This window comes from Sulfitobacter sp. HI0027, from assembly GCF_001634775.1.
Taxonomy (GTDB): domain Bacteria; phylum Pseudomonadota; class Alphaproteobacteria; order Rhodobacterales; family Rhodobacteraceae; genus Sulfitobacter.
The window spans coordinates 1-20,022 of sequence record NZ_LWER01000443.1 but is presented as its reverse complement, the minus strand read 5'-3'; the positions used below and the strand labels follow the sequence as shown (position 1 = coordinate 20,022).

General features: G+C 61.0%; 17 protein-coding genes and 2 pseudogenes. 8 read left to right on the top strand and 11 right to left on the bottom strand.

The features are described from left to right. Positions 1-8 precede the first annotated feature (8 nt). Positions 9-1,016 (top strand): annotated as a pseudogene (locus tag A3722_RS20840) (class I adenylate-forming enzyme family protein); the annotation flags it as partial. Between the two features lie 276 nt (positions 1,017-1,292). On the opposite strand, the gene A3722_RS20835 reads toward A3722_RS20840, so the two are convergent. The 4 genes from A3722_RS20835 to A3722_RS20820 form a co-directional block, all read right to left on the bottom strand. After that, on the bottom strand, positions 1,293-1,619 hold the full coding sequence (locus A3722_RS20835; RefSeq protein ID WP_236627492.1) for a PaaI family thioesterase: 327 nt from the start codon (positions 1,617-1,619) through the stop codon (positions 1,293-1,295). Positions 1,620-1,839: 220 nt separating this feature from the next. Next, entirely contained in the window at positions 1,840-2,694 is an 855-nt protein-coding gene (locus A3722_RS20830) for an SDR family oxidoreductase (RefSeq protein WP_067629692.1), read from the bottom strand. Beyond that, entirely contained in the window at positions 2,691-4,628 is a 1,938-nt protein-coding gene (locus A3722_RS20825; protein WP_067629695.1) for an AMP-binding protein, read from the bottom strand. The genes A3722_RS20830 and A3722_RS20825 overlap by 4 nt, the downstream gene beginning before the upstream one ends. A 112-nt stretch (positions 4,629-4,740) precedes the next feature. Next, positions 4,741-5,568: a glucose 1-dehydrogenase gene (locus A3722_RS20820; RefSeq protein WP_330220242.1), complete on the bottom strand. Its 828-nt coding sequence runs from the start codon at positions 5,566-5,568 to the stop codon at positions 4,741-4,743. 25 nt (positions 5,569-5,593) lie between these two features. Between A3722_RS20820 and A3722_RS20815 the strand changes: the two genes are divergently transcribed. After that, a complete protein-coding gene (locus tag A3722_RS20815; RefSeq protein WP_236627489.1) occupies positions 5,594-6,961 on the top strand; it encodes a TetR/AcrR family transcriptional regulator in 1,368 nt (455 codons plus the stop codon). 18 nt (positions 6,962-6,979) lie between these two features. Here the strand turns inward: A3722_RS20815 and A3722_RS20810 are convergent, their stop codons facing one another. Genes A3722_RS20810 through A3722_RS20785 form a run of 6 tightly spaced genes read right to left on the bottom strand, consistent with a single transcriptional unit; the run spans position 6,980 to position 11,965 of the window. After that, a complete protein-coding gene (locus tag A3722_RS20810) occupies positions 6,980-7,381 on the bottom strand; it encodes a PaaI family thioesterase (protein WP_067629700.1) in 402 nt (133 codons plus the stop codon). Continuing rightward, entirely contained in the window at positions 7,381-7,863 is a 483-nt protein-coding gene (locus tag A3722_RS20805; RefSeq protein WP_067629703.1) for a PaaI family thioesterase, read from the bottom strand. Before A3722_RS20805 ends, A3722_RS20810 begins: the two co-directional genes overlap by 1 nt. Before the next feature lie 11 nt (positions 7,864-7,874). After that, complete coding sequence (locus A3722_RS20800) at positions 7,875-8,678, bottom strand: enoyl-CoA hydratase-related protein (protein ID WP_067629706.1); 804 nt, start codon at positions 8,676-8,678, stop codon at positions 7,875-7,877. After that, positions 8,671-9,525 carry an SDR family NAD(P)-dependent oxidoreductase gene (locus A3722_RS20795; protein WP_067629709.1) on the bottom strand — a complete coding sequence of 285 codons (855 nt, stop codon included), beginning with the start codon at positions 9,523-9,525 and terminating at the stop codon, positions 8,671-8,673. Before A3722_RS20795 ends, A3722_RS20800 begins: the two co-directional genes overlap by 8 nt. 11 nt (positions 9,526-9,536) lie before the next feature. Continuing rightward, entirely contained in the window at positions 9,537-10,736 is a 1,200-nt protein-coding gene (locus A3722_RS20790; protein ID WP_027238772.1) for an acyl-CoA dehydrogenase family protein, read from the bottom strand. Between the two features lie 14 nt (positions 10,737-10,750). Further along, a complete protein-coding gene (locus A3722_RS20785; protein ID WP_067629713.1) occupies positions 10,751-11,965 on the bottom strand; it encodes an acyl-CoA dehydrogenase family protein in 1,215 nt (404 codons plus the stop codon). A gap of 133 nt (positions 11,966-12,098) precedes the next feature. On the opposite strand from A3722_RS20785, the gene A3722_RS20780 reads away from it, so the two are divergent. From A3722_RS20780 to A3722_RS20760, 5 genes are read left to right on the top strand one after another with little or no spacing between them, the layout of a single operon-like run. Then, entirely contained in the window at positions 12,099-12,884 is a 786-nt protein-coding gene (locus tag A3722_RS20780) for an enoyl-CoA hydratase-related protein (RefSeq protein ID WP_067629716.1), read from the top strand. 21 nt (positions 12,885-12,905) lie between these two features. After that, on the top strand, positions 12,906-14,705 hold the full coding sequence (locus A3722_RS20775; protein ID WP_067629718.1) for an acyclic terpene utilization AtuA family protein: 1,800 nt from the start codon (positions 12,906-12,908) through the stop codon (positions 14,703-14,705). An 11-nt stretch (positions 14,706-14,716) separates the two neighbouring features. Then, the gene (locus tag A3722_RS20770) at positions 14,717-16,186 is read left to right on the top strand and encodes an acetyl-CoA carboxylase biotin carboxylase subunit (protein ID WP_067629721.1); all 1,470 of its coding nucleotides are present in this window, start codon (positions 14,717-14,719) and stop codon (positions 16,184-16,186) included. Next, positions 16,186-16,689: an acetyl-CoA carboxylase biotin carboxyl carrier protein subunit gene (locus tag A3722_RS20765; protein WP_236627488.1), complete on the top strand. Its 504-nt coding sequence runs from the start codon at positions 16,186-16,188 to the stop codon at positions 16,687-16,689. The genes A3722_RS20770 and A3722_RS20765 overlap by 1 nt, the downstream gene beginning before the upstream one ends. A gap of 2 nt (positions 16,690-16,691) precedes the next feature. Continuing rightward, entirely contained in the window at positions 16,692-18,299 is a 1,608-nt protein-coding gene (locus A3722_RS20760; protein WP_067629727.1) for an acyl-CoA carboxylase subunit beta, read from the top strand. 118 nt (positions 18,300-18,417) lie between these two features. Here A3722_RS20760 and A3722_RS20755 read toward each other — a convergent pair whose 3' ends face one another. Continuing rightward, entirely contained in the window at positions 18,418-19,029 is a 612-nt protein-coding gene (locus A3722_RS20755; protein WP_067629730.1) for an acyltransferase, read from the bottom strand. A gap of 280 nt (positions 19,030-19,309) precedes the next feature. Here A3722_RS20755 and A3722_RS20750 point away from each other — a divergent pair. Continuing rightward, positions 19,310-20,022, top strand: a pseudogene (locus A3722_RS20750) (lipid-transfer protein); the annotation flags it as partial.

Sequence of the window (20,022 nt, the reverse complement as noted above, 5' to 3'; positions counted from 1 at the left end):
AGGATGCCATGCTGCCCGAAGTCATCCGTGCGGGGCGCGCTGATCTATATTCGATCTTTCGAACCCGCGCACAGGACTGCGCGGAGGCTCTGGCCATCGAGGACGGCAGCAAGAAACTGACCTACGGCGAATTGCTGGGGCGCGTCGATCGTCTGGCTGCCGTCTTTCTGGCAAGAGGCGTGGCACCCGGCGACAGAATCGCGATCCTGTCGCACAACCGGTCTGAATACCTGGAGGTCGAACTGGCTGCGGCGGGAATCGGCGCGATCGTCGCTTGCCTGAACTGGCGGCTTGCCCGCGATGAACTGCAACATTGCATCAATCTGGTCGAACCGGTTCTGGCGACCGTCGAGCCTGACCTTTCAGAAGCGTATCGGGCCGCCGCCACGACACCCTGTCTGGCCATCGGGCCAGACCTGGAAATGGCCATTGCAGGGGCCGAACCGGACCCGCGCACCGGAACCATGGTAGGCGATCCAGAGGCCGGTCTGACGATCCTTTACACCTCGGGGACCACGGGCTTGCCCAAGGGGGCGCTCATCAGCCACCGCGCACATATCGCCCGATCCATGGCTTTTGCGGCACAACTGGCGCTGGATCCCAGCGATGGGTTCATCGCCTGGGCACCGATGTTCCACATGGCGTCCACCGATCATGCGCTGGCGACGATCCTGCGGGGCGGGACCGTGGTAATGGTGGATGGTTTGCAGCCTGCGGTCATCAACGAGGCGCTGTCGCGCCACAGGATCGGCTGGTTCGTGATGATGCCGGGGTCGCTGGACGCCTTTATCGCAGAACGACGCGCCAACCCTTTGCCGGTAAAGGGGATCAAGGTTTGCGGCGCCATGGCCGATCTGGTGCCGCCGCATCAGATCGCGGAACTGACAGCCTTTCTGGACACGCCCTATCTGAATTCTTTCGGCGCAACTGAAACCGGCCTGCCGCCGGGGACCGCCGATCTGATTGCGCCGGGTGTTACCCCGGACCGGCTTTCCAAGCGCATCAGCGCATTTTGCGAGGTTCGGCTGGTCGATCCCGACGACCACGAAGTGCCGGATGGGACGCCGGGGGAAATGGGGCGAAAGTCCGGTGGCCTTTGTCGCCTGCAGCAAGGACGGGCCGGATGCCGAAGCGCTGATGAATTTGTGCCGGGAGAAGCTGGCAGGCTACAAACGGCCGCGCGAGTTTCATTTTATCGCGTTCGAGGATTTTCCCAGATCGACCAGCGGAAAGGTCCAGCGGCATGTCCTAGAAGCCCGGCTCGCGGATTGATTTGCGCCCCAGCCCGGTCGTCAGCCCATCACGCCCGTTCGTCCCACAAGCGCCACAAGCGTTCCGGTCATTGTTGCGACCAGCTTCTCATCCTCGCCCTTCACGGCATAGGCACGCGCTTCGCAGATGGTCAGGGTCCTTCCCGGCTTCACCACGTCAGCGACGAAGCGAAACCGTTCGCCGTCGGCCGGGTTGAGCAGATTGATCTTGAATTCGGCTGTCAAAACGGCCGCTTCCGCGGGCATCAGCGAAAAGGCCGCGTATCCACAGGCGCTGTCGAGCGCGGTCGAAACGATTCCGGCATGTAAAAAACCATGCTGCTGGGTCAGCGTATCCTGATGTGCCATTTCCAGAACAATGCGGCCGGGCGACAACTCGGCAATGCTGATCCCCAAAGTATGCATCACGTGCTGGCGGTTGAAACTGTCATGCACGCGCGCATCGAAATCAGGGTTCTTCGGTTCGAAATTCGGCAAGGTCTGGTCCCGTTTCTTTCGCCATCCCAATCTGGGCGGTTGGTCGCAATTCATGGCGTCCCGCGCCGGAGGAGCCGGCAAAGGCCTCCGGTCACTGGACGAAGGCATCCCGATGCTCGGTGACGAATTCGCGAAAGCGGCGGGCGGGGCATCCGAGCACGTCGCTGACCGTGGCCTCTATGCCCGCGAGATGGCCCTTGGGGGCAATCGAGGCCAGTTCCACCATCGCCGCGGCGACTTCGCCTTGCATCCCCCCGGCGATCATCGTTGCCTTGGAGTCTTCGGCCGAGAGCGGAGCGCAGATGACGGATCGTCCGGTCACATCCGAAAGGATTTCCGCGATATCCACGCCGGTCAAGGCCTCGGGGCCGGTCAGGCCATAGGTCTTGCCCTCGTGGCCCGCCCCGGTCAGCGCCTCGGCGGCGACAGCGGCGATGTCACGGGCGTCGATCCAGGCCACGGGCCCGCCCAGATCGTCATGATAGACGCCGGTCTTCGCGACGCTTCCCGCCTGCCAAAGCAGGTTCTGCATAAAATAGGTCGGCTGCACGAAGGTCCAGTTCAAGCCGCTTTCCTTCAGCAGTTCCTGCGTCTCGGAATGCCACTTTCCAAAGGTCACCCTGGCCTTGGGCGACGCACCCAGCCCGGTGGCCAGAACGACATGGCGCACGCCTACGGCCTTGGCCGCCTCGATCGTATTGGCTTTCCAGCGGCGCATGTCCCGGTGTGCGGGTGTTACCAAGTATATCTTTTCGGCCCCGGCACAGGCCCGTTCTAGCGCAGCCGGGTCGGTCAAATTCGCGGTGACGGCATCGCATCCCCTGGCCCTGAGGGCCGCAACCTTGGCCGGATCGCTGGTGACGGCGCGCACCTCGGCGCCTTTCGCCAGAAGCGTGTCGACAAGAGGGGCGCCGGTGTTGCCGGTCGCTCCGAAAACGGTGATCATGTCTTATCCTTTCGCAGGTCTGCAATGGGCTGGATCGTTTCCGGGTTGCTGATCGACAACAGATCGCCCGGATTCTCGCCAAGGAAGGCCGCGCGCACGATCCGGCGCATCGTCTTCATGGTGCGGGTCTTGGGCAATGCCTCGACGAAATGGATCTCGCGCGGGCGGAAGGGTTTCGACACGATCTCACCCACCCGGTCCTTGAGTCGTTCGACCAGCAGGGCATCGGGTGACACACCCGGCGCCGCGACGCAGATGCAGACCACGGCTACCCCCTTGATATCGTCGGGTGCGGCGATGGCGGCGGCGTCCACCACCTCGCCGGTCACGGTCAGCGCCGCCTCGATCTCGGGCGGGCCGATGCGTTTACCGGCGATGTTCAGCGTGTCGTCCGAGCGGCCGAGGATATACCAGGTGCCGTCAGGATCGCGGCGCACCCAGTCGCCGTGCCGCCAGATGCCGGGATAGGTGGACCAGTAGGTTTTGAGATACCGCTCGCGGTCGCCCCAGATCGCCGAGGTCAGACCCATGGGCGGTTGAGTCACGACCAGTTCGCCCACCTCGCCCGGCGCGGCCTCATGGCCATCCTCGCGCAGTACGCGCGCGCCCACACCCAGGGCCTGGGCCGAAAAGCCGCCGGGCTTGATTTCGTGCAGCACAGTTGAGGTCAGAATCGCGCCGAACAGTTCGGTTCCGCCGGAAATGTTCAGCGGCACAGCGCGGCGTCGGCAGATATGGTCGAGTTGCCAGAGCCAGGCGTCTTCCGTCCAGGGCTCACCGGTCGAGGCGACGATGCGCAGGGGTGCCAAGTCACAGGCCGAAAGTGGCTCGGGGCTTTGCGTCATGAATTGCCGCACCAGCGTAGGGGCAACGCCGATGTGGCTCACCTGCATCTCGGACGCAATGCGCAAAAGCCTGAAGGGATCGCCGGGCATAGAGGGCGCGCCCTCGGCCAGCACCAGCGTGGCGCCGGACAGCAGCACCGACAGCAGGGTGAGCGGCCCCATCACCCAGCCCATGTCGGTCATCCACAGGTGGCGGTCATCGCGTTTCATGTCGAGGCACAGCAGGATATCCGCCGTTGCCTTGGCCTGCACCCCGAGATGGGTATGCACAACGCCCTTGGGCCGGCCTGTCGTGCCCGAGGTATAGGCGATGAGAAAGGGGTCTTCGGTCTTGACGGCAACCGCTGCGAAATCCGGTTCGGCGGCACCCACGGTTTCGGTCCAGTCGAGATCGCGGGCCGGATCGGCCACCGCGCCGCCGAACCGCCGCAGGCTGAACACGGTATGCACGGAAGGCACCTCGGTCAGGGCTTCGGCCAGCATCGCCTCCATCCAGACCGGCTTGCCCCGTCTGGGTGTGGCATCCGCCGTCAGCACCGCCACCGCACCCGCATCCTTCAGGCGCGAGATGATGGCATGCGGCGCAAAGCCGGAAAACAGTGGCACCGCGACCGCGCCCAGCCGGGCAATACCCAGCAGAGCGGCCTCGATTTCGGGGATCATCGGCATGTAGATACCCACCGCCTGACCCGGTCGCACCCCGCGGGCGTCAAGGGCCGAGGCGACGCGGGCGGCTTCGGCGGCAAGTTCGGAATAGGTCCAGCGGCGGCGGCGTCCGTCTTCGCCAACCCAGTCGATGGCAATTTTCTCGCCAAGACCCTGGGCAATTCGGGCGTCGAGACAGGTTTCCGTAAGATTCAGAGTGGCTCCGACGGCCCATCTGATCGATTCAGGCCCGTCAGAAATATCACGCAGCACCGTGTGCGGCTTGCTGAACCGTATACCGGCATAGTTGATGATCCGGCCCCAGAACCAGTCCGGCTCCTCATTGGCGCGGCGGACGAGATCTTCGTAACTGTCAATGCCGCAGTCTTTCAGAAAAGCGGCCAGCGTGCTTGACCGCTGAATGTCAGAGTCTGGCTGAAACATTTGTCACCTTTCTTCAACGAAAAAGGGCCGCACATCAGGCGCGGCCAGTCGGGGAGGTAACCTTGGACACGGTGTGGCGGCAATGCCTTGTGACAGGCACTGCCGCCCGCGTTCAACCGTGCATCGACAAGCCGCCCGAAACCGAAATCACCTGGCCGGTGATGAAGCCGGCGTCGTCGGACGACAGGAAGCAGATGATGCCAGGATAATCCGTCGGCTGCGCCAGCCGCTTCATCGGAATCGCCCGCTTGAGACCCTCGGCGATCTTCGCACCGGCCTCGCCCTCGGCAACCTGAGCAAACAGTGGCGTATCGGTCGGGCCAGGGGCAACAGCGTTCAACTGAATGCCCTTGCGTGCCAGTTCCCGCGCCACGGTCTTGGTGAATGAGATGATGCCGCCCTTGCAAGCCGAATAAACGGCTTCGCCCGAAGATCCGACACGGCCGGCGTCGGACGCGATGTTGACCACGCGGCCCGCGCCGTTATTGACCATGCCGGGCAACACCGCGTGGTGCATGTTCAGCGGACCATAAAGGTTGATGTCGATGACCTTTTTCCACAGGTCCGCATCGCTGTCGAGGAACGGCTTGATCACATCCCAGCCGGCGTTGTTCACCAGCACGTTGATCGGGCCACCGGCCTCGAACGCGGCCACTGCCTTGTCCACCTGGGCGCGATCAGTGATGTCCACCTTAAAAGCCTGGGCTTTCCCGCCGGCGCTCTGGATCAGACGGGCCGTTTCCTGCGCGCCGCCTTCATTCATGTCGAAGATCGCAACCTCGGCGCCTTCTTCGCCGAACCGTTCGCACACCGCGCGCCCGATTCCGCTGCCGCCACCAGTCACGATGACACGTTTTCCATTCAACCCGCGCATATGGATGTACTCCTCTTCCGCTAAGACCTTGGCAAAGAACTTGATTCGAGGCGTTCTTTCTTGCATTCTAACGCTTGTTAGATTTATTGCAATGGACATCCTTGTGGGCGGCAAGTATCGAAACCGTATGATACAACGGCTTGATTTGCTCAATAAAACAGAAGATGAGCTGAGCAAGTCCGAAAGGACGCGCGGGGACGTCCTCGCTGCGGCTGCCCGACTTTTTCGGCACGATGGCTATTACGCGACGACGATGCGCGACATCGCCCGTGAAACCGGCATAGAAGCCGGAAGCATCTACTATCATTTCCAGTCCAAGGACCAGATTTTAAGCGAGGTTCTCGAACTTGGTGTGCGGCAGCTTTACGAGAAGGTCTGCGAAATCGTCCGCGCGGCAAAGAAACGTCCGGAGGATTTTCGCAAAACCTTTGCTTTGCTCATCGAAACGCACCTGACCTACCTGTTGACTGACAGCGACTTCACATCGGCCAATATCCGGAACTATCCGATGCTGTCGGATGAAGCGCGCGCCCCGCACCGAGAGTTGCGCGCCTCTTATGCAGCGGTCTGGAGCAGTTTTCTGCAAGACGCCAGGGCCTCTGGTCACCTGAGAAGCGACATTTCCGTTACGGCTATCCGTCAGTTCGTATTGAGCGCTATGAACTGGACAGTTGAATGGTATAATGTCGATCGGTATCCGGTGCATATCCTCGCGGAACGTATGAGCAAACTGATACTTGACGGGATGTCTCCGAGTTGCAGAGCTGACATCCACGGGCTGAAGACGGGTGACGCCGTTTCCGTCGAAGCCCCGGACACTATCGGCAAGGCCGCGAAAACCCGCGCAGAAATCCTGCGGGCCGCGGCGCGCGTTCTCAGGGACAATGGCTACAAGGCGACCACGTTAAGGCTGATCGCGGATGAAGCGGATATGAAGGCGGGCAGCGTCTATTACCATTTCAAATCCAAGGAAGCGATTGTGGACGAGGTTCTGAACGCCGGGTTGAGCGATTTGCTAACCGGGGTCGGCACCGCCATCGCGGTTTTTAATGAGCCCTACGACCATCATTCCAGGATAGCGACGGCGATTTGGACGCATCTGGATTTCCTCTTCAAGGCAAGCGAATTCACCTCGGCGAACATCAGAAGCTATGGGATGCTGCCCAACCACTTCCGGGAGAGGCACCGGGGCATTCGCCACGAATACGGGCGACTCTGGGACAGGATCCTCCGCGAAGCGCAGGAAGACGGTGCGATAAGGTCGGATATCAAGATTGTCCCACTGCGCCAGGTGATGTTGGGCGCCTTGAACTGGACGGTGGAATGGTTTGATCCCAACAAGGGGGGAAACCCGGGGTATCTTTCATTGTCTGAGTCCTCTGGCATGCTCATCAAACTGCTTCTTGAAGGAATCTGCGACAGGGAGAACGTCGCGCGCGCGGATCAAGCGCGAGCCTGATGAGCACGGCCATTGCGATCAAACCAGAAGGAAGTGGTACAGCCCTTCCGCAACCGCCTTTTCCCGGTCCATCTGCCATGTGATCACGCTGACGCTCGCCATCCGCTTGCCCTTGCGGGTCATTTTAGCGCGGGCATAAAGGGGGCCCTTCACACCAGGGCGGAGGTAATCGACGGTCAGATTGATCGGCTTGGCCGGGATGTCCGCGAAACCGGGATGAACTGCGATGGCGGCGGTCGCTTCCATGAAGCTCGCGATGATCCCGCCATGGTAGTACTCCATGACCGGGTTACCGATAAGGCGGTCATCAAAGGTCATTTCCGCCTCGGCATGGAGCCTGTCCAAGCTTCGGATCTCAAAATTGAGAAATCGGAAGAACGGCACCCGGGATACGTTGGCATTGGCTGATAGCACATCCATCACGAGGTTTTTCCTTTTGTCATCGCGTCAAGCAGGCTGGTGTTACCGCGCGTCAATGCAAACGAGGCGGTTCCACGGGCTATTTCAGCATCCTCGTGGCCCTCGAACCAGACGCCGCCGGAATTGAAGGCGATATGGCGGGTCTGGCGAAAACAATGCGCGCGAACGATGACATCCGCGCGCGAACGGGCAGGGCGCAGGTAATCGACCCTGAGGTCAAGCGTAGCCATGGTGCTGACACCCTCGATGGCTACAAAGTTCGCCAGCCCGAAGACACTGTCCAGAAGGGCCGTCAGGATACCACCATGAAGCAGGGTTTGATCCGCATCGACGCAAAAGTCCGGATTGAACGGCATCCGCACCAGAACGTCTTCGGTCGAGACCTCTTCAATCTCGAGCGCCATATGCGTTATCAGACCCTTGCCCCGCGCATTCCACATCTGCGCGATCTGCTCCATCTTCTTCTTGGTGATATCGGACATGTGATCTTCCTTTAGCGACCCGTGAAATTCGGTTTTCGTTTTTCGATAAAGGCAGCGACCGCCTCGTGGTGGTCTTTGGTCTGATGCATGAGTGCCTGATAGGCCGCCGCGGAATTCAGGAAATCTGGTAGATCCATTCGTTCGGCATTGCGCATCAGACGTTTTGCGATCCGCATCGCGCGCGGCGGCTTCGATGCGATAACGGCGGCGCGTTCGCGGGTGCGGTCCATCAACCGGTCATGCGGGACGACCTCCAGAACCATTCCCATTTCCAGTGCCTCGGCGGCATCGATCATGCGGCCCGAGAAGGTCAGATCGGCAGCTTTCTGGTGGCCCAGACGGCGCAGCATGAACCAGCTGCCCGCATCGCCCGGAATGATGCCGAGGTTCAGAAACACCTCGCCGAACTTCGCCTTGTCCGACGCGATGCGCATGTCACACATCATGGTCAGGTCGCACCCCGCGCCGACCGCGGGACCGTTGACCGCGGCGATGGTCGGAACATCCAGGTTGTATAGCGCCTGTGGCAAACGCTGCACCCCATCGACATAGCTCTGCGCCGCCGCAAGCGGCTCCTTGCGAAAGATGCTGTCGGGGTCGTTCATCTCCTTGATGTCGCCGCCGGAACAAAAGGCCGGGTCGGCGCCGGTCAGGATCATGACGCTGACTTGCGGATCTGCCTGCACCTTGGCGAATGTGTCCAGAAGGGCGGCGATCATTTCATTACCGGTGATCGGGTTGCGACGCTCGGGATCGTTCAGCGTGACCGTGGCAATCCGGTCGGAGATGTCCAGAAGGACGGGTTGCTTACTCATTCTTTCCATCTCCGCGTTCGCGTTTCTCGAACATTTCAGGATTGATCATGTCACGGGCATCGTGGCCCATATGCAGGGTTTCCCCACCGTCAACATAGATATCTTCGCCGGTGATGAAATTCCCCAGATCGGACGCAAGGAAGATGATCGTGCCAGCGATATCCTCGGCCATGCCCATTCGATTCAGGACCGAGCGGTTAAGCTCTTTCCATCGATCCGGTGAAATGGGGTAGCGGCCAAGCGCATCGGTCTTGATCGTGCCCGGCGCAACACAGTTCAGACGGATCCCGTATTCGCCCCATTCGGCGGCCAGCGTCTTCATCATGCCGGTCACGCCGGCGCGGGCGGCGACGGTGTGCGTAAAGCCGGTGAGCGCGGTGCGCGCTGAAATGGCGGTGACAAACACGACCGATCCGCCGTTGTCATACATGAAGTGATCGGCAGCGGCGCGGGTCATCTGCCATGACCCGATCAGGTTGTTGCGGATCACGGCCTCGAAGCCCTTGTTAGTGATATCGCGGGCGGCAGCGATGTACTGGCCGCCCGCATTGTTCACCAGAACATCGAGCTGACCGTAATGGTCCTTGATCCGTTCCATCGCGGTTTCGATGCTTTCCTCGTCACGGGTATCGCCGGGCACGACAAACGCCTCGCCCCCCGCTGCCCGGATCATCTCGGCGGTTTCCTCCAGCGGCTCTTCCCGGCGTGCAAACAGCGCAAGTCTGGCCCCGCAGGAGGCCATTTCAAGCGCTGTCGCCCGGCCCATACCTGATCCGGATCCCGTGACCAGGGCAACCTGTCCCGCCATGAGATCCGGCGCGTAGCGCCTTGATTTTTCTTCGCTCATGTTCCGCCCCCTTAGTTTTTCAGAAGTTCGCCAGAGATGATGAGCTTGCGCACCTCCTGGGTGCCCGCGCCGACCTCTAGCACGCGACCGGTACGGTAGAGCCGGTTCACTTCGGTATCGCGCATATAGCCCGAACCGCCGTGAATCTGGACGGCCTTGTCCAGCACGAAGGATGTCGCCTCGGCGGCCTTGTAGATTGCCGCAGCGGTGAGCTTGTGGATCTCGCCACGCCCGCCTTCGCCCTCTTCAAGGCCCTCACACATGGCCGCGGTACGCAAGGACAGGCTGCGCGCCGCCTCGATCTGGGTGTACATGTCGGCCAGCATCGCCTGCACCATCTGGAAACTGGCGATCGGCTTGCCGAATTGCTGTCGTGTCTTGGCGTAGTCGATGGAAATATCCAGCGCCCGCTGCGCAATGCCCATTGCGTTGAAGCAGACGATGGCACGTTCCAGATCCAGCCCGGACATCGTCACGGCAACGCCGCCATCCAGTTTGCCGACCATGTTCTTGGCCGGAACGCGGCAATCTTCGAACACCAGTTCCCCGGTGGGCGAGCCACGGAAGCCCATCTTGTTGAGCTTCTGGGCAACCTTGAAACCTGGCGTGTCGGTTTCAACGATGAAGGCGGAAATGCCCTTGGCCCCTTTTTCCGGCGATGTCTTGGCATAGACCAGGACCAGATCGGCAATCGGTCCGTTGGTGATGTAGATCTTGGAACCGTTCAGGATGTAGTCGTCTCCATCCTTTTTGGCCGTGGTCCGCATCGAACCGAGCGCGTCAGACCCCGCGCCGGGTTCGGTCAGACCCAGGGCGCCGATCAGCGTGCCGTCACAAAGGCCCGGCAGATACTTGCGGCGCAGGTCGTCACTGGCGTTGCGATAGATGTTGTTGACGCACAAGTTGTCGTGGGCCACATGGGTCAGCCCGATGGCGGCAGAGGACCGCGAAAGCTGTTCGGTGATGATACAGGCCGAGGTAAAATCCAGCCCCGCACCGCCGAATTCAGGCGGCACGTTCAGGCCCAGATAGCCCATCTCGCCAAGCTTGGGAAAGACCGAAGGCGGCAGGTCATCAGTGTCGTCCATTTCCGCATTCAGATGGTGAAACTCGGACATGAAGAACTTGCCGGCCTGATCGGCCAGAGCCTGCTGCTCCTCCGTCATGAAATGTGTTGGCAAAGCGGTGTCGTTGCGAAGTTGCTTGTTCATGGTTTCGTCCCCCCTCAGGCGCGCAGAAGTACTTCGGCAATGATGATCTTGCGGACTTCGCTTGTGCCCGCGCCGATTTCCAACAACTTGTTGGCGCGGAACAACCGGTTGATCTCGGTGTCCTGCATGTAGCCAGAGCCGCCGTGGATGTGGCAGGCTTCGGTGACGGCCTTGTTGAAGGCCTCGCCTGCGTAAAGGCAGGCGGCCGCGGTCAGCTTGTGGATCTCGCCGCGCCCCCCGGCACCCTTCGGCAGGCCGACACAGGCCGCGAGCGCACGATAACTGAAGGCGCGAGCGGTTTCGACCTCGGTGTAGATCTCGGCCAGTTTCGACTGCATCATCTGGAAACTGGCGATCGGCTTGCCGAACTGTTCGCGAATTTTGGCGTATTCCAGACCCAGTTCCAGCGCGCGTTCGGCCATGCCAACGCAGACTGAGGCAACCATAGCACGCTCCAGATCCAGCCCGCTCATTACCACCGAAACGCCGGTGTTTTCCTCACCCACCATGGCGGATGCCGGAACGCGGCAGTCCTCGAACACCAGCTCGCCCGTAGGTGAGCCGCGAAAACCCATCTTGTCCAGTTTCTGCGCCACCTTGAATCCGGGATTGTCGGTTTCGATGATGAAGGCGGAAATGCCCTTGGCGCCTTTGGATTTGTCGGTCTTGGCATAGAGCAGGATCACATCGGCAATGGGGCCGTTGGTGATGTAGATCTTCGAGCCGTTGATGACATAGTCGTCGCCGTCGCGCCGGGCGGTGGTGGCCATGGAGCCAAGCGCATCGGATCCCGCGCCGGGCTCGGTCAGCCCCAGCCCGCCGACCAGATCGCCCGAACACAACCCCGGCACATATTTCTTCACCTGCGCTTCGGAGCCGTTGCGCAGCAGGTTGTTCAGGCACAGGTTGTCATGTGCGCCATGCGACAGGCCGACGGCGGGGTTCCATTTCGAAATCACCTCCGACACCAACGCCTGGGTGAATTCATCTTGTCCCGATCCGCCCAGCTCCTCGGGAGCGGTGATTCCCAGCAGGCCCAGCTCACCCATTTGCTTGAACAGGTCTTCGGGCCACCATTCTTCCTCGTCCATGCGTGCCTGTAGCGGGTGAAGCACCTCGCGCGACACCCGATCCACATGATCGACGATCTGGCGCTGCTCATCGGTCAGCGAATAATTCGCCCTGATGGCTTCCAGGTCAGCCGCGATAGCCTCACTTTGAGTCGTCATATCATCCTCCCGAAAATGTCGTTTGTGGTGTTGACCAAAATCAAACACATGTTAGAAAAATGATCAAGCCAAGCTTTTTGCTACCTGACGTTAGAAGGCACGGCGCACAGACTATTTTGGGGGAGCTTCGGAAATGGGTGAGAGCGTTGTTCAATCGCAGACGCGTGGCGATGAAGTCCGTATTACGATTCGACGTCCTGATAATCGAAATGCCCTCAATCGTGAGGTAGCCAACGGACTTATCACTGCAATCCTTTCAGCAGAGGCCGACCGCGAATGCCGGGTGATCGTCTTGACCGGCGAGGGCGAGCGCGCCTTCTGCGCCGGTGGCGACATTAAGGCGGGTGCGGACGGCGGCCCGTTCGTTCAGGATCCGGCCGATCCGGATCACTTTGCCGGAAGGTTGTTTGAAGCGATACAGGCGTGCCGAAAGCCAACCATCGCACGCATCAACGGTGTCGCGATGGGGGCAGGGGCGGGCATCATCTGTGCCTGCGATCTGGCCGTGATGGCGGACCACGCCCGAATCGGCACGCCGGAAGTGAAGGTGGGCCTGTTTCCCATGACGATCGTCCCTCCGATGATGCGCGTACTGCCCCGGCGGAAGTTGATGGAGATGTTCATCACCGGCGTGCCCCTGACGGCCGAGGAGGCCCTGAAATTCGACCTGGTCAACTATGTCACCGATGCCGCCGGGCTGGACGAAAAGGTTGCGGAACTTGTCGCCCAGATCGCAGCGCAGTCGCCGAGCGCGATCCGGCTTGGAAAATACGCCTGTCATGCGATGGAGGACATGACGTATCCGCAACAAATGCGGTTTGCGGAAACGCTTTTACCCCGCGTTGCGCAGACAGAAGACGCGCGCGAGGGCTTTGATGCCTTCATCACCAAGCGCAAACCTGAATGGACGGGCCGCTGAACAAGCGGGGAGGAGAGCAAAATGTCGGATCGAAAACTGCGCATAGGATGCGCTTCCGGCTTCTGGGGCGATACGCCCGAAGCGGTCGGCCAGCTGGTGTCCAAAGGCGAGATCGACTATCTGGTGTTCGATTATCTGGCCGAAGTGACGATGTCGCTGATGGCGCGCGCGCGTGCCAAGACACCCGAGGCGGGCTATGCGCCGGATTTCGTCAAGGCGCTGGTTCCGTGGCTGCCTGAAATCAAACGTCAGGGCATCAAGGTCGTCGCCAACGCCGGGGGCGTCAATCCGCGCGGCTGCCGCAAGGCGCTGGCCAAGGCCGCCGCCGAGGCCGGGATAGAACTGTCCATCGGTGTCGTGCTGGGCGATGACCTGTTGCCGCAGGCCGACGAAATTCGCGCTGCCGGCCAGACGGAGATGTTCTCGGGCGTCGCGTTTCCGGGCGACATCTGGAGCATGAACGCCTATCTGGGTGCCCGCCCCATCGCGGCCGCGCTGGATGCCGGGGCCGATATCGTGATTACCGGGCGCTGCGCCGACAGCGCGGTCGCGCTTGGCCCCCTGATGCATGAATACAACTGGGGCGATGACGACTGGGACAAGCTCAGCCAAGGTTCGCTGGCCGGCCACCTGATCGAATGCGGCCCCCAGGGTACGGGCGGTAACTTTACCGACTGGCAGGACGTGCCGGGTTGGGACAATATGGGGATGCCCATCGTCGAAGTGTCGGAAGACGGCAGTTTCGTCATGACCAAGACGCCTGACACCGGCGGGCTGGTCGTGCCGGGATCGGTCGGAGAGCAGATGCTCTATGAAATCGGTGATCCGCGCGCTTACCTGTTGCCTGACGTGATCTGCGACTGGTCCGGGGTCACCCTAGAACAGGTCGGACCCGATCGGGTGCTGGTCAAGGGCGGCAAGGGTCTCGGGCGCACCGACAGCTACAAGGTGTCGGCGACCCATGCCGATGGCTGGCGCGCGGTCTCTACCCTGACACTGGCCGCGATTGATGCCCCCGCCAAGGCCGAACGCGTGGCCGAGGCGATCCTGACCCGCTGTCGCCAGATTTTCCGCGACCGCAACATGGGCGATTTCCGGCAGGTCAGCGTCGAGGTGCTGGGCGCAGAGGCCGCCTATGGCGCCAACGCCCGCGCCCTGACGCGCGAAGTGGTGCTCAAGATCGGCGCGGTCCATGACGATCGCGCCGCGCTGAACATCTTTGCCGGAGAAATCGCACCCATGGCGATTTCGACCGCGCAGGGTCTGACCGGGTTCTTCGCCGGACGGCCAAAGGTACAGCCGGTGGTCCGGCTGTTCTCCTTCCTGCAGGACAAGGCCGACACCCCCGTCGCGGTTGAGGTTGATGGCAAGGATGTGCCCGTCACAGTGGCCACCAAACCTGTGCAACTTGATCCGCCCGCTACACTACATGCAGAAAGCCGAGAGGCAGGTGCCGCCGCCGTCAAGGTGCGGCTGGTCGACCTGGCGTGGGGCCGTTCGGGCGACAAGGGCGATATCGCCAACATCGGCATTCTGGCACGCAAGCCGGAGTATCTGCCTTTTATCCGGTCGGCTCTTAGCGAAGAGGTGGTAAAAGACTATTTCTCCCATGTCTGCGAAGGCAAGGTCGAGCGGTTCGACCTGCCGGGAAGCCATTCGCTGAATTTCCTGCTGCATGAATCGCTGGGCGGGGGCGGCATTGCCTCGGTCCGCATCGATCCGCAAGGCAAGGGGTTTGCCCAGATGCTGCTGGATATCGGAATTCCCGTGCCGGCCGACCTGGCCGCGCGCGACGGGTTGGCCCCGAACAAGGGTGCCTGAAAGGAGGAAAGATGAGCTTTTCAAAACTGCTGGTCGTCAATCGTGGTGAAATCGCGGCGCGCGTGTTGCGCACCGCCAAGGCCCGCGGCCTTGCGACGGCTGTGTTGCGCCACGTCGCCGAACAAGAGGGGCCGGCCCATCTGATCGCGGATGAGATTGTGATGATCGACGGCCTGACGCCTGTAGCGGCCTATCTCGATATTCCGCAGATCGTTGCGGCCGCAAAAAAGATCGGCGCTGATGCGGTGCATCCCGGCTACGGTTTTCTGTCAGAGAATGCCGGTTTCGTCGCTGCGCTGGAAGAGGCCGGTGTGACATTTGTCGGCCCGACCTCCGAGACCATCGACCTGATGGGCGACAAGGTCCGCGCGCGCGCCTTTGTCGAGGAACGCGGCTTTCCCGTCGCACCCTCAGCCATCGAGGATGACGATCCGGAAACATTCGTGGAACGCGCCCGCGCCGTGGGCTATCCGCTGCTGATCAAGCCCTCGGCCGGAGGCGGCGGCAAGGGGATGCGCGTTGTGCGTGAGGACAGCGGCTTGGAAGCCGAGATCGAAACCGCGCGCCGCGAGGGCGAGCGATATTTCGGCGACGGTCGTCTTTTCGTCGAACGCTATATCGAACGTCCGCGCCATATCGAGGTGCAGGTGATGGGTGACGGGCAGGGCAACGTGGTCCATTTCTGGGAACGCGAATGCTCGATCCAGCGCCGCTTTCAGAAGATCATCGAGGAAACGCCCTCTCCGGCGTTGTCGCTCGAGCAACGTCAGGACATCTGCGAAACCGCAGCCGGAATTGCGCGCGCCGTCAACTATCGGGGTGCCGGCACGGTCGAGTTCATCTATGCGCAGGACGGGGCCTTCTACTTTCTCGAAATGAACACCCGCCTTCAGGTCGAACATCCGGTGACCGAGATGGTCACGGGTTTTGATCTGGTGGCCGAACAGCTGCGCATCGCTGCGGGCGAAGGGCTGAGCGCGGTGCAGGCGGATATTCCGCAGACCGGCCATTCGATCGAACTGCGCATCTGTGCCGAGGACGCGACGGCCGATTTCCGCCCCGCGATCGGGGATATCCTGCTGCTGGACGAACCCCAAGGCGAGGGTGTCCGCGTGGACAGCGGCATTCTGGACGGTGGCAAGGTGACCACCGATTTCGACCCGATGTTGTCCAAGCTGATCGTGCATGGCCGGGATCGCGCGCAGGCCATCGCCCGTGCCCGGAATGCGGTGCAAAACTATGTGATTCTCGGGGTGACGACCAACACCGGATACCTGGATGCGATCCTTTCACATCCAGATTTTGCCTCGGGTGACGTTTCAACCGGCTTCCTGGCTGAACAATCCGAAATGCTGACCGCACCGGGCGAAGATGTCTCTGACCTGCTGATGGCGGCGGCGGCCCTGTCAGACGATCGGCTGGTGAGCGACGTAATGCAAATACCGAAAATGCACCGCAAGATGGGCGGGTGGAGAAACTGATGCAACGGATTTTTCAGATCGACGGCGAAGAGACTGAATGCTGGCTGGGCCATGATGGCAGCCAGTTCGTGCTGAATACCCCCGATGGTACTGTTGCCTGCCAATTGGACCCGACTGGCCTGCCGGGCGGTTACACGTTGCGGGCCAAGGGTGTTGTGCGCGAATTGCGACTGGCCGTGGGGCCGGAGGCGACTTTTGTGCACATGGACGGGCGAACCTACGGAGTCGGGCGGGTTGACCCCGCCGAACGTCTGGCGGGGCGTGACGGGGGCGCAAGCGACGATCGACTGGTGGCACCAATGCCTGGGGTCGTGGTTTCGGTCGCGGTCAAACCCGGCGACACAGTTGAAGAAGGCCAGCCGCTTTTGGTTATCGAAAGCATGAAGCTGGAAACCACACTGACGGCGCCACGCGACGGGGTCGTTGCCGAAATGCCATTCGCCGAAGGCGACAGTTTTGGGCTGAAAGATATCCTGGCCCAATTGGCCCCGGAGGAGGAGTGAGAATGCGCAGGATTGAAAGTCTGGTCGATACCAACGCCGCCGACTACAAGGCAAATTATGCCGCCATGTCCGTGCGGCTGAAGGAATTTCACGCCCGCCAGCACGCGGCGCGTTTCGAACGCCCGCAACGGGACATTGACCGCCTTGCGCGGCAAAACAAGCTGGGGGTGCGCGAGCGGCTGAAGCTATTGCTGGATCCCGGCACACCGTTTCTGGAGTTTTCAACCCTGGCCGCCTGCCGCGAATACGATGGTGCGGTGCCCGGCGCCGCCGTGGTAACGGGTATCGGCATCGTGCAGGGCCGCGAGGTCGCTATTCATGCCAATGACGCCAGCGTCAAGGGCGGTGCTTGGTATCCGCATACGGTTAAAAAGATCGTGCGACTTCTGGATGTGGCATTGGAAAACCGTTTGCCGGTCATCCATATCTGCGACAGCGCCGGCGGTTTCCTGCCGCTGCAACATGGCGTCTTTCCCGACCGCTATCTGGGCGGGCGGGTGTTTCGCAACCAGGTCAAGCTGAGTCAGGCCAATATCCCGCAGATTGCTGTGGTCGGCGGGCATTGCACCGCAGGCGGTGCCTATGTACCTACGCTGAGCGATTACAACATCATCATCGAAGGCACTGGGGCGATTTTCCTTGGCGGTCCCCCGCTGGTCAAGGCGGCCACCGGCGAAGAGGTCGGCGTGCAGGAGCTTGGCGGCGCGGTGATGCACACCTCTGTCTCGGGGACGGGAGATTATCGTGCCGCGACCGAACAGCACGCCTTTTCACTGGCGCGCGAGATTGTCAGCCAATGGAAACGCACACCGAAAACGATCATCGAAACTGCTTCCTATGAAGAGCCTTACTACGACCCGACCGAGCTTTACGGGATCATTCCCAGGGACCGGAAAACCCAATTCGACATGCGCGAGGTTCTGGCCCGGATCGTGGACGGTTCGCGCTTTCACGAATACCAGCCCGATTACGGCACCACGATGGTCTGTGGTTTTGCCCATATCTGGGGTTTCAAGGTGGGGATCCTCGCCAATAACGGGGTGCTGTTCAACGACAGCTCGCTGAAGGCCGCGCATTTCATGCAGCTATGCAACCAGAACCGTACGCCACTGGTCTTTTTTCAGAACATCACTGGCTATATGGTGGGCCGCGAATACGAAGAACGCGGCATCGCCAAGGACGGCGCCAAGATGCTGATGGCGCAGGGCGGCTCGGTCGTGCCGAAGTTTACCGTGATCGCCAATGCGTCCTATGGGGCAGGCAATTACGGCATGTGCGGACGGGCCTGGGATGCACGCACGCTGTTCATGTGGCCGCAGGCCGAAATCGGCGTGATGGGTGCGGATCAGGCTGCCAATACCATGGCCGACGTCAAGATCCGGCAGCTTCAGCGCGAAGGCAAAGAACTGAGCGAGGAAGAAATCGCCGCGATCCGTGATCCCGTGCTGGAGAAATTCCGCCGAGATGTCGAAGCCTATACCTCGACCTCGGAATTGTGGGACGATGGCATCCTTGACCCGGCGGACACACGCAATGCGCTTGGCATGTCGATTTCCGCCTCGCTGAACGCGCCGATCGATGATCCGCACTACGGGATCTTCCGGCTGTGACGGCTTGAGGGGTAGGGCGGCACGCCGGCTTTCCGCTGGGGCCGGCCCGTGCCAAGGCGATACCACTTGGCGCATTCGGCACCTGCAGAGACCCGCCCCTGTCCGGCTTCCGGGCAGGTCAGGACGGCTTCTGCCGCGCTTCCTGAATGGAGACGACGTCGGAGGCAGCCATCTCCGGTCGGTTGGCCTCGACCGCCTTCAGCGGCTCGACGGGCTTCAATCCGGCCAGACAGTCGCGCGCGAGTTGCTGATACTCGGCAGTTCCGCGTGTTTTCCAAGCGACTTCCTTCTCGGTGACGTCGCGGATCACCTTCGCAGGCGACCCGACAACCATCGAGCGTGGCGGAATCACCGTTTCACCACGCACGAAGGCTTGCGCGCCGACAATCGATTCCGCGCCAAGCTCGACGCCGTCCATGATGACCGCGTTCATGCCGATCAAAGCGTTTCGTCCAACGATGCAACCATGCAGAATCGCGCCGTGGCCGACATGCCCGTCCGGTTCCACCACCGCGTCGCGGCCGGGGAAGGAATGCATGATGCAATTATCCTGAACATTGGCACCGTCTCCAATCACGATCCTGCCGAAATCGCCCCGCAGGCTTGCTCCGGGTCCGATATAGCATCCATGACCCAGGATGACATTTCCGATCAGAACCGCCTGAGGATGGACATATGTATCCTCAGGCACAACGGGCACGAACCCTTTGAATTCATAACAATACGCCATTCTCTCTCCCTTTAGTGGGTTGGGTGCCACTGGTTACCGGAACCAGACGTCAAACGCTCATCAACCGTCATGCCGGGACCCAAAAGCCTGAAAGGTGCTGGCTTCCGGAACGCGCGGTCAAGAAAATCAGTCATGTGTTAGCAAATGACGCAAGCGCCCTACATCACGTTTTAACTATGTTGACAGTTATCAAGGCTAAGCGCTAAAATCAAACATTTGTTAGAAAATGATATGGCTTACCGTTCACAATAGCCAGACCAAGCATGGGAGAGAGAAAGAAATGACAGGCAAAGCCTATGTCACCGGCGTCGGGATGGTCCCGTTCCAGAAGCCGGGAAAATCCGAAAGCTATGATGTGATGGCGAGCGCAGCCACCCGTTCTGCCCTGGCCGACGCGGGTCTGGATTATGACAAGGTTCAGCAGGCCTATGTTGGCTATGTCTATGGCGATAGCACCTGTGGCCAGCGGGCTTTGTATCAGGTCGGCATGACCGGCATCCCGGTTCTGAATGTGAACAACAACTGCTCGACCGGGTCGTCTGCCCTGTTCCTAGCCCGCCAGGCAGTTGAAAGCGGCGCGGTGGAATGTGCTCTGGCACTAGGATTCGAGCAGATGCAGCCCGGCGCAATCGGCGCGATGTTCCACGATCGGGTCAGCCCGTTTGCGGCTTTCGACGAAGAAACCGACGATCTGGTTGGCAACCCCGATATTCCGCTGGCGCTGCGCTATTTCGGGGGCGCGGGCAAAGCGCATATGGACGAGTTCGGCACGCCTCTTGAGACCTTCGCCAAAATCCGAGCCAAGGCCAGCCGCCATGCGGCCAAGAACCCGGTGGCCCTATTCCGCCAGGAAGTGACGGCGGAAGACGTCATGGCTGCGCAGGTGGTCTGGCCCGGCGTCATGACCAAGCTTATGGCCTGTCCGCCAACCTGTGGCGCAGCCGCCGCGATCCGAACCGAACTGTCCAGTCCGTGCTTGTCGGCGAATTCCTT

Coding starts and splice junctions, on each gene's coding strand:
- A3722_RS20835 (WP_236627492.1), bottom strand. CDS start 1,619: ATGGCACATCAGGATACGCTGACCCAGCAGCATGGTTTTTTACATGCC.
- A3722_RS20830 (WP_067629692.1), bottom strand. CDS start 2,694: ATGATCACCGTTTTCGGAGCGACCGGCAACACCGGCGCCCCTCTTGTC.
- A3722_RS20825 (WP_067629695.1), bottom strand. CDS start 4,628: ATGTTTCAGCCAGACTCTGACATTCAGCGGTCAAGCACGCTGGCCGCT.
- A3722_RS20820 (WP_330220242.1), bottom strand. CDS start 5,568: ATGCAAGAAAGAACGCCTCGAATCAAGTTCTTTGCCAAGGTCTTAGCG.
- A3722_RS20815 (WP_236627489.1), top strand. CDS start 5,594: ATGGACATCCTTGTGGGCGGCAAGTATCGAAACCGTATGATACAACGG.
- A3722_RS20810 (WP_067629700.1), bottom strand. CDS start 7,381: ATGGATGTGCTATCAGCCAATGCCAACGTATCCCGGGTGCCGTTCTTC.
- A3722_RS20805 (WP_067629703.1), bottom strand. CDS start 7,863: ATGTCCGATATCACCAAGAAGAAGATGGAGCAGATCGCGCAGATGTGG.
- A3722_RS20800 (WP_067629706.1), bottom strand. CDS start 8,678: ATGAGTAAGCAACCCGTCCTTCTGGACATCTCCGACCGGATTGCCACG.
- A3722_RS20795 (WP_067629709.1), bottom strand. CDS start 9,525: ATGAGCGAAGAAAAATCAAGGCGCTACGCGCCGGATCTCATGGCGGGA.
- A3722_RS20790 (WP_027238772.1), bottom strand. CDS start 10,736: ATGAACAAGCAACTTCGCAACGACACCGCTTTGCCAACACATTTCATG.
- A3722_RS20785 (WP_067629713.1), bottom strand. CDS start 11,965: ATGACGACTCAAAGTGAGGCTATCGCGGCTGACCTGGAAGCCATCAGG.
- A3722_RS20780 (WP_067629716.1), top strand. CDS start 12,099: ATGGGTGAGAGCGTTGTTCAATCGCAGACGCGTGGCGATGAAGTCCGT.
- A3722_RS20775 (WP_067629718.1), top strand. CDS start 12,906: ATGTCGGATCGAAAACTGCGCATAGGATGCGCTTCCGGCTTCTGGGGC.
- A3722_RS20770 (WP_067629721.1), top strand. CDS start 14,717: ATGAGCTTTTCAAAACTGCTGGTCGTCAATCGTGGTGAAATCGCGGCG.
- A3722_RS20765 (WP_236627488.1), top strand. CDS start 16,186: ATGCAACGGATTTTTCAGATCGACGGCGAAGAGACTGAATGCTGGCTG.
- A3722_RS20760 (WP_067629727.1), top strand. CDS start 16,692: ATGCGCAGGATTGAAAGTCTGGTCGATACCAACGCCGCCGACTACAAG.
- A3722_RS20755 (WP_067629730.1), bottom strand. CDS start 19,029: ATGGCGTATTGTTATGAATTCAAAGGGTTCGTGCCCGTTGTGCCTGAG.